Source organism: Bifidobacterium scardovii JCM 12489 = DSM 13734 (assembly GCF_001042635.1).
Taxonomy (GTDB): Bacteria; Actinomycetota; Actinomycetes; order Actinomycetales; family Bifidobacteriaceae; genus Bifidobacterium; species Bifidobacterium scardovii.
Genome location: NZ_AP012331.1, coordinates 2670984 through 2684946, shown reverse-complemented (window position 1 = coordinate 2684946; position 13963 = coordinate 2670984). Strand labels below are relative to the sequence as shown.

Annotated in this window: 9 protein-coding genes; 7 read left to right on the top strand and 2 right to left on the bottom strand. The window is 67.4% G+C overall.

Annotated features, from left to right (window positions below; genetic code table 11):
* The first annotated feature begins 288 nt into the window (after positions 1 to 288).
* The 7 genes from BBSC_RS10960 (at position 289) to BBSC_RS10925 (ending at position 10790) form a co-directional block, all read left to right on the top strand.
* The gene (locus BBSC_RS10960) at positions 289 to 2025 is read left to right on the top strand and encodes a vWA domain-containing protein (RefSeq protein ID WP_231649009.1); all 1737 of its coding nucleotides are present in this window, start codon (positions 289 to 291) and stop codon (positions 2023 to 2025) included.
* Positions 2025 to 2813, top strand: a complete 789-nt coding sequence (locus BBSC_RS14015; protein WP_161787664.1) for a 5-bromo-4-chloroindolyl phosphate hydrolysis family protein — start codon at positions 2025 to 2027, stop codon at positions 2811 to 2813. The genes BBSC_RS10960 and BBSC_RS14015 overlap by 1 nt, the downstream gene beginning before the upstream one ends.
* A complete protein-coding gene (locus BBSC_RS14295; RefSeq protein WP_065422480.1) occupies positions 2810 to 3901 on the top strand; it encodes a hypothetical protein in 1092 nt (363 codons plus the stop codon). The genes BBSC_RS14015 and BBSC_RS14295 overlap by 4 nt, the downstream gene beginning before the upstream one ends.
* Before the next feature lie 41 nt (positions 3902 to 3942).
* Complete coding sequence (locus BBSC_RS13485) at positions 3943 to 5115, top strand: toxic anion resistance protein (protein WP_081892951.1); 1173 nt, start codon at positions 3943 to 3945, stop codon at positions 5113 to 5115.
* 201 nt (positions 5116 to 5316) lie between these two features.
* Complete coding sequence (locus tag BBSC_RS10935; protein WP_033519605.1) at positions 5317 to 9306, top strand: DEAD/DEAH box helicase; 3990 nt, start codon at positions 5317 to 5319, stop codon at positions 9304 to 9306.
* Positions 9307 to 9420: 114 nt separating this feature from the next.
* Positions 9421 to 9936 carry a helix-turn-helix domain-containing protein gene (locus tag BBSC_RS10930; protein ID WP_033520085.1) on the top strand — a complete coding sequence of 172 codons (516 nt, stop codon included), beginning with the start codon at positions 9421 to 9423 and terminating at the stop codon, positions 9934 to 9936.
* On the top strand, positions 9936 to 10790 hold the full coding sequence (locus tag BBSC_RS10925; RefSeq protein ID WP_081893131.1) for an IS3 family transposase: 855 nt from the start codon (positions 9936 to 9938) through the stop codon (positions 10788 to 10790). The genes BBSC_RS10930 and BBSC_RS10925 overlap by 1 nt, the downstream gene beginning before the upstream one ends.
* Before the next feature lie 470 nt (positions 10791 to 11260).
* Here the strand turns inward: BBSC_RS10925 and BBSC_RS10920 are convergent, their stop codons facing one another.
* Together BBSC_RS10920 and BBSC_RS12915 are read right to left on the bottom strand one after the other, a co-directional pair.
* Positions 11261 to 13048 carry a PH domain-containing protein gene (locus BBSC_RS10920; RefSeq protein ID WP_033518812.1) on the bottom strand — a complete coding sequence of 596 codons (1788 nt, stop codon included), beginning with the start codon at positions 13046 to 13048 and terminating at the stop codon, positions 11261 to 11263.
* The gene (locus BBSC_RS12915) at positions 13048 to 13839 is read right to left on the bottom strand and encodes a PH domain-containing protein (RefSeq protein ID WP_051923299.1); all 792 of its coding nucleotides are present in this window, start codon (positions 13837 to 13839) and stop codon (positions 13048 to 13050) included. The genes BBSC_RS10920 and BBSC_RS12915 overlap by 1 nt, the downstream gene beginning before the upstream one ends.
* Positions 13840 to 13963: the final 124 nt, after the last annotated feature.

The window sequence follows — 13963 nt, the reverse complement described above, 5'->3', positions numbered from 1 at the left end:
AACCGGCGGCCCGGTCCCGACCATCAGGACCTACTAAACATGGTAATGGGGAGGTGCAAACAAATTCTGGCTCCCCTCAACGAGGGGAGCCAGACGTCAGGCAATGCGCGATAGGGTGGTCATATGGGCGCGATCCCGCCCATATCACCGCAAACCCCCGTCGGATGCAGAATTCAGCATGAATTCATGTTCGCGTAACCGAGCGCTCGCCCGGGGCTAGACCGCATGTCTATTGTCGTGAATACGGGTACGTAGTGTATTCGGATCACGACACGGAAAGAGATGCGGATGGGCCACTCAACGGCGATGCGCTCGGCAACGGCGGCTTCGAAGGCGATGAGGAGATCGGTCGCGTTCGTCGCGGCCACGGTGATCGCCGGCATGATCATGGCGCTCGGCGGATGCTCCGCCACCAACGGATTGGTAGGCATGTTCGGCGGTACCGGCAATAACGCGAGCAGCGCCAAAACGCAGTCCTTCACCCCGGCGAAGGGCAAGGCGATGGCGACGCTGCGCATCGCGTCCGGCTCCGAGAACAAGGAGGTCGCCGACGCGATCCAGCAGGCGGTCGACAGCTCGAAGGTCGCCGTCACGCTCGACTACATGGGCTCGCTCGACATCATGACCACGCTGAACGGCGGCGGCGACTACGACGCCGTCTGGCCGGCGAGCTCGATCTGGATCTCGATGGGCGACACCAAGCACATCGTCAAGGAACAGCAGAGCACCTCCACCACGCCGATCGTCTTCGGCATCGCCAAGTCCAAGGCCGTCAGCCTCGGGTGGGCGAGCGGCGACGGCACCACCACGCCGGTGAGCACCGCCGACCTGATCAAGGCGGTCAAATCCGGCGACCTCACCTTCTCGATGACCAGCGCCACGCAGTCGAATTCGGGCGCCTCTGCCTACCTGGCGTTCCTGACCGCGCTGAGCGGCAAGAACCAGGCCCTCACCGCCGACGACCTCAACGACGCGACCCTGCAGGACTCCGTCAAGACCCTGCTCTCCGGCGTCGACCGCTCGTCCGGGTCGTCGGACTGGCTCAAGGACATGGTAGTGGCCGATCCCGGCAGGTTCGACGCGATGGTCAACTACGAGTCGCTGGTGATCGCCGCCGACAAGCAGCTCACCGCTGACGGCAAGGATCCGCTGCTCGCCGTCTACCCCTCCGATGGCATCGCGGTCTCCGATTCGCCGCTCGGCTACGTCGACCGCGGCCAGGCCCAGTCCGTCTCCGATGCGTACGGCGCCTTCGCGAGGGCGCTCGAATCCAAGGACTGCAAGCTCCTGTTCGAGCGTGCCGGCCGGCGCACCGGGCTTGGCGGCACGCTCGCCTACTCCTCCGACCACGCCGTGCAGCAGGCGTTCCGCGCCGAATGGGGCATCACCACCGGTTCCGACGCGCTCAAGGCCATCCCGATGCCGGCCGCATCCGTGATCAGCCAGGCGCTCAACATCTATCAGCACAATCTGCGCAAGCCCAGCTGGACCGTATGGGTCGTGGACTATTCCGGCTCCATGTCGGGAGCCGGCAAGGACGGCGTGGTGCGCGGGCTCAACGCCGCGCTCGACAAGACCGAAGCCACCGCATCGATGATCGAACCCGGCGACGGCGACGTCAACATCCTCATCCCGTTCAACCAGACCGCGATGACGCCGGTGCGCGCCGGCGGCACGGACACCGCGGCGCTGCTCGACCATGCCGAGGAGCTGGCCGCGGACGGCGGCACCAACATCTACGACGGTCTCAACGCGGCGCTGTCCGCCAATATGCCGAGCGACCCGGGCCGGTACACCACGGCCATCGTGCTCATGACCGACGGCCAGTCCGAGACCGCCGACCGCAGCAGCTTCCAGGACCGTTACCGCAGCGAGGAGCGCAGGGTGCCGATCTTCCCGATCATGTTCGGCGACGCCGACCCCGACCAGCTCAAGGACATCGCCAGCTTGTCCAACGCGAAGGTGTTCGATGGCCGCAGCGGAGATCTGGCCGCCGTGTTCCGCCAGGTGAAGGGCTACAACTGATGCTGCCCATAGTGCTTGGGTTCGTCGCCGGGCTGGTGCTCGGCGCGCTCGCCTTCGTGCTGCTCAAGGGCGGTCTGCTGGGGCTGGGCGTCGGCGCCGTGGTGGCGGTTCTCGGCTATGTGGCGGTGTCGGCGCTCGCCGAACGGCCCCGCAGGATCGGCGATATGGCCGCTGAACTGGTTCCGGACGGCGAGGCCGCGCTTCGGGCCATCGACGAGGCGACCGCTCGCGTCGCGTCGATCGGCGAGCTGTCGAGCCGGATCATCGATCGGCGGGTCAACGGGGAGGCAGCCGACTTCATCGCGGCGACGAACGCGCTGATCCGGTACGTGAACACCGATCCGCACGCCTACCAGACGTTGCGCCACTACATCAACGTGTACGGCGCGCAGACCGAAAGCCTGCTCAAGGGGTATCTCGATGTGGAGCGTTCCGGCGTAGGCCCGCAGATCGCGAAGGCCCGCGACGAGGCCATCGAGGCGTTGCAGGCGCTGGAGATGACGGCGGCCGGCGAGCTGCAGCGCGCGGTCGCCGCGAAGACGCTGGCCCTGTCGGCCGATTCGGAGGCGATCGTGCGGCTGGCGAGCATGGACGGTTACGTGATGCCGGATAAGCCGGCGGTCGGCGCTGCGGATGCCGAGGCCGATCAGGCGGGCGGCCATGCCGCCGACGGCCCGGACGCCCCGCCCGCGGTGCGGGAAGACGCGCCGGGCGCGCTTCCGCCACGGCAACCGTCACGCCAACCGTCATCGCCGTCCGGCGCATCGCAGAAAGGAGCGCGTCGATGAAACTGACCAAGGCGAAGGTCGCGGGCCTGGTGGCCCTGCTGGCCGTGTTCCTCGTGTTCGGCGGCATCGCCGTATGGCGCCAGGCGCAGCCCGAACCCGCGAAGCCGGTCGAGCTCACGCAGGTCAACGGCTATCTCGGCGGCGAGAAGATCAGCCTGTTCGACGACGCCGAGTTCCGAAAACTCGCCGAACGGCAAGGCCTGCGGCTCGACTACCGCAAAGCCGGCTCGCTCGCGATGATGGACGCCGACCGCAAGGGCATGGACTACCTGTTCCCCTCCTCGCGCGCGGCCGTCGAATACGGCAAGGCCAAGGGCGTGGACACCTCGGCCGGCGACATCGTCTTCAACTCGCCGATCGTGGTCTACACGCACCGGCAGGTCGCGGACGCGCTGGTCGGCAGCGGCATTATGAGCCGGTCCGACGGCGGCGTGTACACGATGGACATGGCCAAGGCCATCGGCGCGATGGTCGCCGACAAGACCTGGGCCGATGTCGGATGGGCGAGCGGTTACGGCCAGTTCCGCATCGACTCGACCGATCCGGTCAAGTCGAATTCCGGCAACGAGTACGCGGCGCTCATCGCCAACGTGCTCAACGGCGGGCAGCCGGCGACCGCGGAGTCCGTGGCCCGCGACGCCGCCAGCATCGCCGCGATCTTCTCCAAATCCGGCTGGATGGAGACCAGCTCCGAGGACTCGTTCAACCAGTTCCTCAACCTCGGCGTCGGCTCCAAGCCGATGATGGTCGGCTACGAGAGCCAGATCCTCGATCTGGCCGTCAACAACCCCACCGCCTGGGACCAGGTCAAGGACGATGTGGTGATCGTCTACCCGACGCCGACCGTGTGGTCAACGCATGTGTTCATCCCGCTGAGCGCCAACGGCGAGGCCGTGCTGCGCCTGCTGACGAGCGACGACGTGCAGCGGCTCGCGTGGGAGCGCCACGGCTTCCGCGCCGCGAATTTCACCGGCACCTCGTCGATCAGCCGCTTCAAGGTGCCCGGCACGCTCGACCAGATCGGCGCGGTGAGCGAACTGCCCAACAACGACGCGATGCAGGCGCTGATCGGCGCCCTGTCGCACTGACCTTCACCAACGAATCGCAACCCTATCGAAAGGACCATGACATGGTACAGGACATCTCCCTGGCCGACCTGACCGGCGCCGCGGCCGCCAACGGCAACGGGGCGGCGGGCATTTCCGCGGGCGACGGATCAGTGCTCGACGCGGCGCACGGCGCGCTGACGCCGGCCACCGACCTCGACGACCAGATCGCGCGGCTGCCGCAGGCCGACCGCGATCGCATCGCGCAGATCGCTGACGCGATCGACTTCACCAAGCAGGGCATCGAATCCTCCTACGCGAAGGACGCCCAGCGCGCGACGTCGAGTTTCGCCGACGACATCCTCGCGAAGGTTCGCTCCAAGGACGCCGGGCAGGCCGGCGACCTGCTGCAGGAGCTGCTCACCACGGTCGACAAGGCCGAACTCGGCGCGGTCAGCAATGTGCCGATCCTCGGTTCGCTGCTCGGCGGCGTGGACCGGCTGCGCCGGCGCTACCAGAAGGTGTCGTCGCAGATCGACGAGATCGTCTCCAATCTGGAGCGCCAGCAGACCCAGCTGGTCGCGGACATCGCGATGTACGACACGATGTACGCGCAGAACGCCGAGCAGTACCGGCAGCTGAAGACGTACGTGCTCGCCGGCAAGAGCGCGCTGCGCGACTTCAACGCCGAACAGCTGCCCAAGCTCGAGGCTCAGGCGCAGGAGTCGGGCGACCCGATGCAGGCGCAGGTGCTCACCGACTTCAAGTCCAGGCTCGACCGGTTCGCCAAGCGGCTCGACGACCTCGACCGGGTGTCGGTCGTGACCCTGCAGACCGCCCCGCAGATCAAGATCATCCAGAACGCCGACCAGACCGTCGTCGACAAGATCGACACGACGATCTCCACGACGATTCCGGTCTGGAAGTCGCAGATGGTGATCGCGCTCGGCTTGGAAAACCAACGCAAGGCGCTCGACCTGCAGAAGCAGGCCGACGACGTGACCAACAAGATGCTGCAGCAGAACGCGCGCACGCTCCATCAGGGCGCGGTTGACGCGGAACGCGCCAACCAGCGTTCGGTCATCGACACGGAGACGCTTGAGCGCGTCAACAGCGAGCTGATCGCCACGCTCAAGGAGACCGTGCAGATCCAGCAGCAGGGCAAGGCCAACCGGGCCGCCGCCGAAACCAAGATGCGCCAGATCGAATCCGATCTCAAGGCGGCGCTGCTCGACAACGCCCAGCAGCTGCGCTGAGCCGGCTTCGCCGTGGGCCGGTTGCGCCGGGCCGGTGCCATCTCGCCGGCTCAGTCGGGCCGGCTTCGCCGCGGGCCACGTCCGTTGCGGCCCTGTCGCCGTCGCGTCCTCGCGCATGGTACGGTCGGAATGCCGTATCGGGCCGGATACCGGCGTAGGATGGCGGGTCAGGGCAGGCTTTGCGGCGAAGGGCGGTGGACGATGGATTGGCATGCGGCCGTATACGGATCGCGCTCCGGAACCGGCGGATACCGTGATTTCGGCGGGCGTTCCGGCGATTCCTGCGATGACGACGACTTCGGCCGCACCTACGGGGCGTACGGGCGCACGCAGCTCGTCGACGACGACGTGCTCAAGCGCCGCAGCGGCAGCGCCTACTACCGCGCGCACGACGTGCTCTCCTCCGGGCGCATGCACGACTGCACCTATGCCGTCACCGATGCCGGCGTCAGCCTTGGCGCGCTCGTCACCAGCGCCGACCAGTACGCCGACGACTACCGCGTCTCGGTCGAGGTGGACGAGGACGCGGGCGACATCGCGGACTCGTCCTGCACCTGCCCCGCATACGGCCGGTTCCGCGGCGTGTGCAAGCATGTTGTCGCCCTCATCATGGACTACGACGAGCGGCCGGACGACTTCCAGCGCGTGGCGTCAGGCGCTTCGGGCGCCGGCCGCGCGCCGTCGCGCCAATCCGCCCGGCGCACGTCGCGTGCGCTTGCGGCGTTCATGCAGCGGCGCGAAGCCGACCTGCGGCAGCAGGAGAAGGACCGCCAGCTCGGTCTGCTCAAGGAGATCGGCAGCATCGCCGACGCCGGCGGCACCGCCGGTGGCGCGGCCGGCGGCATGCAGGCGGTGCGTCACATGCCGATCGGCAGCGTCACGCTGCGTCCGACCGTGGAATGCCGCGACACGGGCTGTTTCGTCAGACTGCGCATTCAGGTGCCGTCGCGGTCCATCGCCTATGTGGTCAAGGACATCCACGCCCTGCTGCAGGCCGTGCGGCATCAGGAGTTCGTCTCCTACGGCAAGAAACTCGCGTTCATCCACACGCGCGACGCCTTCGACCCGCGCTCGCGGGCGCTGATCGGCGTGCTGGACCGCGCGGACGCGATCCGTAGCAGCATCAACGACGACTACGCCGATTCCTACCTGTACCGGCGCAAGGCCGATGCTGCGGAAATGCGGTTGTCGGACAATGAGATAGCCGATCTGCTCGACGTCTACGTCGGATCGGATGCGACGGTCGACTACGCGCCGTCCTCCAGATACTATGCGCAGACGGCGCCGTCGCGCGTGGTCGAGGGCGACCCAGCGCTGGGGCTGGCGATGGAACCGGCCGGCGGCGAATCTGGAGATGACGGCGAACCTAGCGGATACGTCATCAGCCATGCCCAGTGCGTCGAACGGTTCATCGTCGGGCAGCGATCGTCGTACGTGATCGTCCGGCCGATGTCCCCCGCGGTGCTGGAGGCGGGCCGGCGTGATCGGTCGGGTGCCGCGGGCGCTGCCGGCGCCGCGGGCTCCGCGTCGCACGGGAACATCGTTCCGAACGACGGCAAGGCCGAAGACGCGTGGGATATGCTGATGCGCGTCCGCTCGCAGGCCGCCGCGAACACCGCTCCGGCCGTGATCCGCCGGTGCGGCGCGGGCTTCGCCGCCAACCGGGAGCTCATCACCCTGCTGAGCGGGGACGACGAGCATGCGTCGATGTTTCTGAGCGCGGCCGACGTGGACGCGTTCGCGCGCACCATCCTGCCGCTGCTGGACGATGGCGGCGCCGCGCCGGAATCCGGGGGCGATCCGTCCCGGGGCGGTCTCGGCATCGTGCTGCCGGAACGGCTGCGCCGGCTGGTGCAGGCGCCATGCCGCATCGAGATCTATCTCGACCGCGACCGTGAGGGAGTGAGCTGCGATGTGCAGGCGAGGTACGGCGACGCCCGGTTCCATGTGTTCGACGGCATCGGTTCGGATGCCGCGAACGGCGGCGTTCGCCGCGACGCGGGCGCGGAGCGGCTGGCCGTGGAGGCCGTGCTGCACTATTTCCCTAGGCCGTCCAGCGAAACGGCGCGCATTCCCGAATCCGACGACGAGGCGATCTACCGTCTGCTGACCGAGGGCCTGCCGGTGTTCCGCGGCATCGGCGACGTGTTCTCCACGCCGGCCTTCGACGGGTTGAGCGCCATGCCGAAACCGACCATCAGGGTCGGCCTGTCGGTCAGATCCGGGCTGGTCGAGATATCGCCGATCGCCGACGAGATCGACCCGGCGGATGTGGCCGCGCTGCTGGCCAGCTACCGCAAGCGCCGGCGTTTCCACCGGCTGCGCAACGGTTCGTTCGTGGATCTGCGCACCGTCGACGCCACCGCGGTGGACGACATCGCGAACGATCTGGGGCTGCGCGCCAACGCCTTCGAATCCGGGCCGGTCACCGTGCCGGCCTTCGAGGCCTACTATCTGGACCATCAGGTCGGCGCGGCCGATAAGGATGCCAGCTTCACCGGGTATCTCGACGATCTGCGCGTGATCGACCCGGCCCGCTACCGGGTGCCGGGCGCGCTTGCCGGCGTGCTGCGCCCGTATCAGGCCGAAGGGTTCCGATGGCTCAACGCGGTGAGCGACAAGGGCTTCGGCGGCATCCTCGCCGACGAGATGGGCCTGGGCAAAACCGTGCAGCTGCTCTCCTACCTGCTGTCGCGGCGCGACGAGGCCCGGCGCGTCGGGCCGAGCCTGATCGTGTGCCCGGCGTCGCTGGTGTACAACTGGGCCGCGGAGGCCGCCAAGTTCACGCCCGAACTCACGGTCGCCGTCGTGGCCGGGTCGAAGGCCTCGCGCCGGGCCATACTGGACGGGGCGCGCCGTGCGTGCGTCGATGGGTCCGGTGACGGTAGCGGTGACGGTAGCGCCAGCCCCGGCTCCGAGACTGACGATGGGTGGCAGGGAGCGTCGACCGCGTCGGTGGAGGACCGCGACCCCGTTCCGGACATACTGGTCACGTCCTACGACCTGCTGCGCCGCGACATCGCCGACTATGAGGGCGTCACCTGCTATTGCATGGCGTTGGACGAGGCCCAGTACATCAAGAACGCCGCCACCAAGTCGGCGAAGGCGGTGCGCGCGGTGAACGCCAGGCACCGCTTCGCGCTCACCGGCACGCCGATCGAGAACCGTCTCAGCGAGCTGTGGAGCATCTTCGACTTTCTCATGCCCGGCATCCTGGGCAGCTACACGCACTTCCGCGAGCGTTTCGAGATGCCGGTCCTCAGCGGCGACGAGGCGGCGCAGGCCAAGCTGCAGGCCTTCGTCGGGCCGTTCATCCTGCGCCGGCTCAAGTCCCAGGTGCTCAAGGATCTGCCCGACAAGATCGAGAACGTCATCACCGTGCAGCTGGAGGGCGAGCAGCGCAAGCTGTACGCCGCGCTCGAGCAGCAGCTGCGCGCCACGCTCAACAAGACCAAGGACGTCGACTTCAACACGGGCAAGATCCAGGTGCTCGCCCAGCTCATGCGTCTGCGGCAGGTCTGCTGCGACCCGAGGCTGCTGTACGAGAACGCGGGGGAGGCGGGCGGCTCAGCCGCCGCGCGCGGGGGAGCCGGCGATGGCGTTGCGGCGCATGCCGGGCGTGACGCGGCTGGTCGCGGAGTCGGGAAACCCGGCGTGGCGAAGATGCCGTCGGCCAAGCTCGACGCCATCGCTGAACTGGTCGATTCCTGCCGGGACGCCGGGCGCAAGATGCTCATCTTCTCGCAGTTCACCAGCTATCTGGATCTGATCGCCGAACGTCTGCGCGCGAACGGCGTCGCCTACGACATGATCACCGGCACCACGCCGAAGAAGCGTCGGCTTGAACTCGTCGACCGGTTCAACGCGGATGCCACGCCGGTGTTCCTCATATCGCTCAAGGCGGGCAATACGGGGCTCAACCTGACGGGCGCATGCGTGGTCGTCCACGCCGATCCGTGGTGGAACGCGGCGGCGCAGGACCAGGCCACCGACCGTGCGCACCGCATCGGCCAGACCCAGGACGTGAACGTGTACCAGATCGTCGCCAAGGACACGATCGAGGAGCGCATCCTCAACCTGCAGCGCACCAAAACCGATCTCGCCACCCGCTTCGTGGACGCCGCATCGTCGTCAACCGGCCATTCCATCGCGTCCCTCACCAAGGAGGATCTGCTCTCGCTGCTGGGCTGATGCCCGGTATCCCGCATCGTTAATGCATCGTTGATTCTGGCTCCCCTCTCTGAACTGCACCCTGATTGTTGGACTGGAGTAATTCATGTTTGATGATTGGAGGTGTGGTTTTCTGTGTGTGCAGATCGCAGGCGTCGGTATGATGATGCTTTCAGGTGTTCGGTGGCCGCCCTGTTTGGTGAGGGGTTGGGTTACAAGGCCGCGGCGCGTCGGGTTGGCATGCCGGTGATGACCGCGAAGAAATGGTCGCTGGCGTATCGGGTCGGCGGACGGGAGGCGCTTATGGCGAAACGCGGGGGCAACAGGAGCTATGACTGGGACACGAAGGTCGCGGCCGCGCGCGATCACGTGGACCGGGGAGTGGCGAAGTCCGTGGTGATGGAGCGGTACGCGATCGCGTGCGTCACGACGTTGGAGGCCTGGTGTCGTGCGTACCGGGCCGGCGGGGCCGAGGCGCTCAGACCGGGACGCAGGGGCAGGCCCAGGGGATCGGGGCCGAGGCCGGAGCCGGATCCGACGCCCGAGGGGGCGTTGCGGGAGGAGAACGAGTTCTTGCGGGCGAGGGTCGCATACCTGGAAAAAGCATTGGCCCTGCCGGCCTCGAGATCACCAACCGGGAGAAAACGGTGATCGTTTCGGCGCTGGCGGGGCTTGGCCATCCGCTTCCGCTCCTGCTGAGGGCCGCGGGACTGGCGAGGAGCACGTACTACTACCACCGGTCCCATCCCGAGCGGGTCACCAGGCCCGACATCGAGCCGTTGGTCGATGAGGTGTTCCACCGCACGCCCAACGGGTGCGGGCACCGGCAGGTGCGCATGTGCCTCGTGAACGAGTTCGGCGTGACGGTGAGCTCCAAGAGCGTGCTCAAGGTCATGCGCCGCATGGGCCTGGAGTGCGTCATACGCCGGCCGAACCCCCACCGCGGGTACAGCTCCTATCGGGGCGAGGCGGGCGCGAAGCCGCCGAACCTGCTGGAACGCGACTTCGCGGCCGACGCCCCGTGGGTGAAGCTGGGCACGGACGTCACCGAGTTCAGGGTCGCCGGCGGCAAGGCGTACCTCGCGCCCGTGTACGACATGGGCTCGAAGGAGATCGTCGCCTGGGACGTGAGCCGTCATCCCGATCTGGCCCAGCAGAAGCGCATGCTGGCCATGCTCGAGACCCGTCTTCCCGAAGGCGTGTCCCCGATCCTGCACTCGGACATGGGCTGGCAGTACCAGCACTCCTGGTGGCGGGCCCGCCTGGAGGAACTGGGCATCCGCCAGTCGATGAGCCGCAAGGGCAACTGCCTGGACAACGCCGCGACCGAGCAGGTGTTCGGCCACCTCAAGGACGAGTTCTGCATCGGGCGCGAGTTCGCCTCCTTCGAGGAATTCAGGACCGGGCTGGACGCGTACATCGTCCACTGGAACACCAAACGACGCCAGGCGAGACTCGAGGGACGCACCCCGGAGGAATTCCGCAACACGTTCCCCACCGCTTGACCGGGTACCCTATAAATAAACCACGTCCAACAAATGGGGCACAGTTCACTCTGAGGGGAGCTGTCGGCGTAGCCGACTGAGGGGAGGATGCGCGAATCGGCTTGATACCGGGCATTCGCGGTAATCCTCCTCTCAGCCTATTTCGCGGATAATTTTTCCCAATGCGGGGAATCGGGCAAGACGAACGAACCTGCGGCGCGAGCCGTCGGATGTGCTCGTCATACCGAACTATGGCGAACAGTATCCGAACAGTATCGAACACCGGACGCGCGGGGAGGCGGCTGTCGGACTCTCATCGGGGTGCCAATGCGCTCAAGACTCGAGTTGTCGGTGCGAGGTCGAGTAGCAAACGGGGATTGGAACGTTCCATTGCGCTGTTGAATCGTGACAAACGCCTCGGTCTCCGACCCCACGCACCGACAACTCGCCACTGCTGCGCAAAAGCGCGTCGATCGGTGTTTCGGCAGGGCCTATTGTTCCGCCCAGCAGGCAAGCCGGTCCGCGTCCGCGCGCCGAATGAACCGGAACCGCAGCTCCGACAGGCCGTTCATGACGAACAGGGGCATGACCACCCGTTCGATGCCGAGCGGTGCCCGCCATGCCGTGGTGGATCTGCGGAACGACTGTACGCGGGACCGCCGCGTGAACACCGTGAAACAGGACACCCCTCTGACGCCGGTCGCCGCGATCCGGTGCGGCAGCACGGAGACGCATGCCCTGCAGTCCTCAAGGCATGCCGGAACGCCCGGCGCCCCGGCATCGGCTCCGGCATCGTCAATGGATCCGGTCTCACGCGTCGTACCCTCGGGCCGGTCGCCGTCCGGCAGCGCGAATCCCTCGATGCGCGACGCGAACCAGCGGCTCGTCGACCAGCATGCGCACGCAATGAGCGGAACCGCCAGCCACCAGTACGATATGTCGATCACGGACATCCTCCGCAACAGAGCGAACACGGCGCCCGCGCCGCCAGTGGCCATGATGCCGACGGCCACGGGCATGCCCAGGTAATACCTCGCCAAGCCTCTGCCGGTCCGGTGAATGTCGGGCTGGTGCAGATCCCATTCGGGCAGCATGGCCCGCAGCACCCCGACCACATGCGGCGTGCCGATCACCGGCAGGATGTTCGCCACGGCCAGGCTTCCCTCGCCGTTGTCCTCGCCGGAGGTCGACGAGCTCAATCCCAGGCCAACCGAGCACAGTCGGAACGGTCTTCTCAACACGGATTGCCGGATGACGATGGTCTGGATGCGGCTGACCGGCACCGTCGTGACGCGGCGGGTCAGCAGTCCGCGCACCACGACCAGGTCGTCGCCGCGCCGCCATACCTCGAACCTGTGGGAACGCAGCAGCGACGACACGACGCTGACGATCAGCAGCACGATCAGGCACAGCGCGACCATCATGACGATCGAGGCCAGGCCCCGGGCGAGGATCCGGTCGACTGACTGGTCCGCGTTCTCCAGCCACCGTTTGGGCAGCACGTCCCGCAGCTGGGAAATGAAGCCGTATACGACAAAGGCGGCCGCGAGGAACCCCAGATCGGTGATCGCGAACAGCACGATATCGGTGGCCGACGCGCGGAACACCGGAGCGCCCCCGCTGTTTAGGGCGCCTTGATCCTGCCCGCGCGAGGTTCCGTCCGTTGCGGGGCGTTCGGAACTGGATACACCGGACAGGCCGGATGCCTCCACCGTCGCCGGTATCGCGGAACCGATGCCGGCGACGGCCGCCGCGTCCGCCGCGTCCGCCCCATCCGCCGTGGATTCGCCCCGCGATCGGCCGTCCGCCAGGAACCGGGCGCGCACGGTTTCCAGTTCAAGCTGCAATGCGGCCGGCACCGCGTCGAGCGTGATGCTCGACTCATCCATTCCCTCGGTCGACACGGTCAGCTGCACGACGTGGAACGGCTGCAGATAGACCGGCGAGGCGCTGTTGATGGCGTGGACCTTGTCATAGCCGACCGTGCGGCGGTTGCGGAAGATCAGGCCGGACACCAGTGTGAGGCTGTCCTCGTCGAGCCGGTAGCGCGTGGTCGCCCATGTGGCGATCGGCCGGCCGGCGGCGATGAGGACCGCCGCTGCGGCGGTCGCCCACATGGCCCAATCCCGCCACTGCTCGGGAATGATCCGGAAGAGGAGGGCCAAGGAGATGATCGAGCTGACCGTCGTCTTGACGGATTGCACCATCGCGACGATCAGCCCGGCCGGGTGCAGCCGCCGCCACCCGTCCCGGCCGGCGGTGCCGAAAACGCTCCCCATCACAGGTCTTCCTTCGCATAGGCCACGCGCTCGGTGATCAGCTCGACCACGCGCTCGGCTTCGGCGTCGTTCAAGGCCTCGATCTCATGCGTGTCGACGGCGGTGTGCACCACCACCGAGGTCAGCCGGAAATGCCGCAATACCGGATTCTGCTTGGTGTCCACATGCTGCACGCGGTTGAATGGCACCGTGGTCGTGGAGCGGAACAGCCACCCCTTGCGTAGCCGCAGGTCCTTTTCGCCGATCGAAAATCGGTTGAAGGCATAGGCGTATGTGGTCTGCAGCGGCTGGAAGGCGAGGTCGAGCACCGAGTAGGCGGCGACCAGCCCGATGATCAGCGGCTGCCAGAAATCCCACCAGCCGTTGGCAAGGCAGATCGCGGCGGCCATCGCGCACACCGCCAAGGCGGCGAGCGTGCTCAACGCCTCGTTGACCAGCCAGACGCGCCGCACGCGTTGCGGCAGGGCTCTCCATTCGCGGTCCCGGTCGCCGAGGTCGGCTCCGGCCGCGTCGAAGGACGCTCCGGCCTCGGCGGAAGGCGCGGCGCCGGCGTCCGAGGCCCGCGCCGCATCGCGTGTGGCGTCGGCCGGACGTTCCGCGGCGTCGGCCGGACGTTCCGCGGCGTCGGCCGGACGTTCCGCGGCGTCGGCCGGACGTTCCGCGGCGTCGGCCGGACGGTCAGCTGTGCCGATCGACCGTTCCGCAGCGTCGGTCGGACGGTCCGTTTCCGGCGTCTCTCCGTCGTCTGCGCCGTATGGCGTCCCGGAATCCGTGATAGTGGCGTTGGTCATGGTGCCCTTCTTCGCGAGTCGTTCGTCCCACTCTAGCGAAGGGCGGTCGGCCCGCCACCTGCCCGTACACGTTCGTTGACGCGCATCAGGGTGCCGTGATCCGGGAAACCGCGCTGCCGTCAAC

Excerpts from the sequence above, each read along its gene's own strand:
- BBSC_RS10960 (WP_231649009.1), top strand. The coding sequence starts at position 289 with ATGGGCCACTCAACGGCGATGCGCTCGGCAACGGCGGCTTCGAAGGCG.
- BBSC_RS14015 (WP_161787664.1), top strand. The coding sequence starts at position 2,025 with ATGCTGCCCATAGTGCTTGGGTTCGTCGCCGGGCTGGTGCTCGGCGCG.
- BBSC_RS14295 (WP_065422480.1), top strand. The coding sequence starts at position 2,810 with ATGAAACTGACCAAGGCGAAGGTCGCGGGCCTGGTGGCCCTGCTGGCC.
- BBSC_RS13485 (WP_081892951.1), top strand. The coding sequence starts at position 3,943 with ATGGTACAGGACATCTCCCTGGCCGACCTGACCGGCGCCGCGGCCGCC.
- BBSC_RS10935 (WP_033519605.1), top strand. The coding sequence starts at position 5,317 with ATGGATTGGCATGCGGCCGTATACGGATCGCGCTCCGGAACCGGCGGA.
- BBSC_RS10920 (WP_033518812.1), bottom strand. The coding sequence starts at position 13,048 with ATGGGGAGCGTTTTCGGCACCGCCGGCCGGGACGGGTGGCGGCGGCTG.
- BBSC_RS12915 (WP_051923299.1), bottom strand. The coding sequence starts at position 13,839 with ATGACCAACGCCACTATCACGGATTCCGGGACGCCATACGGCGCAGAC.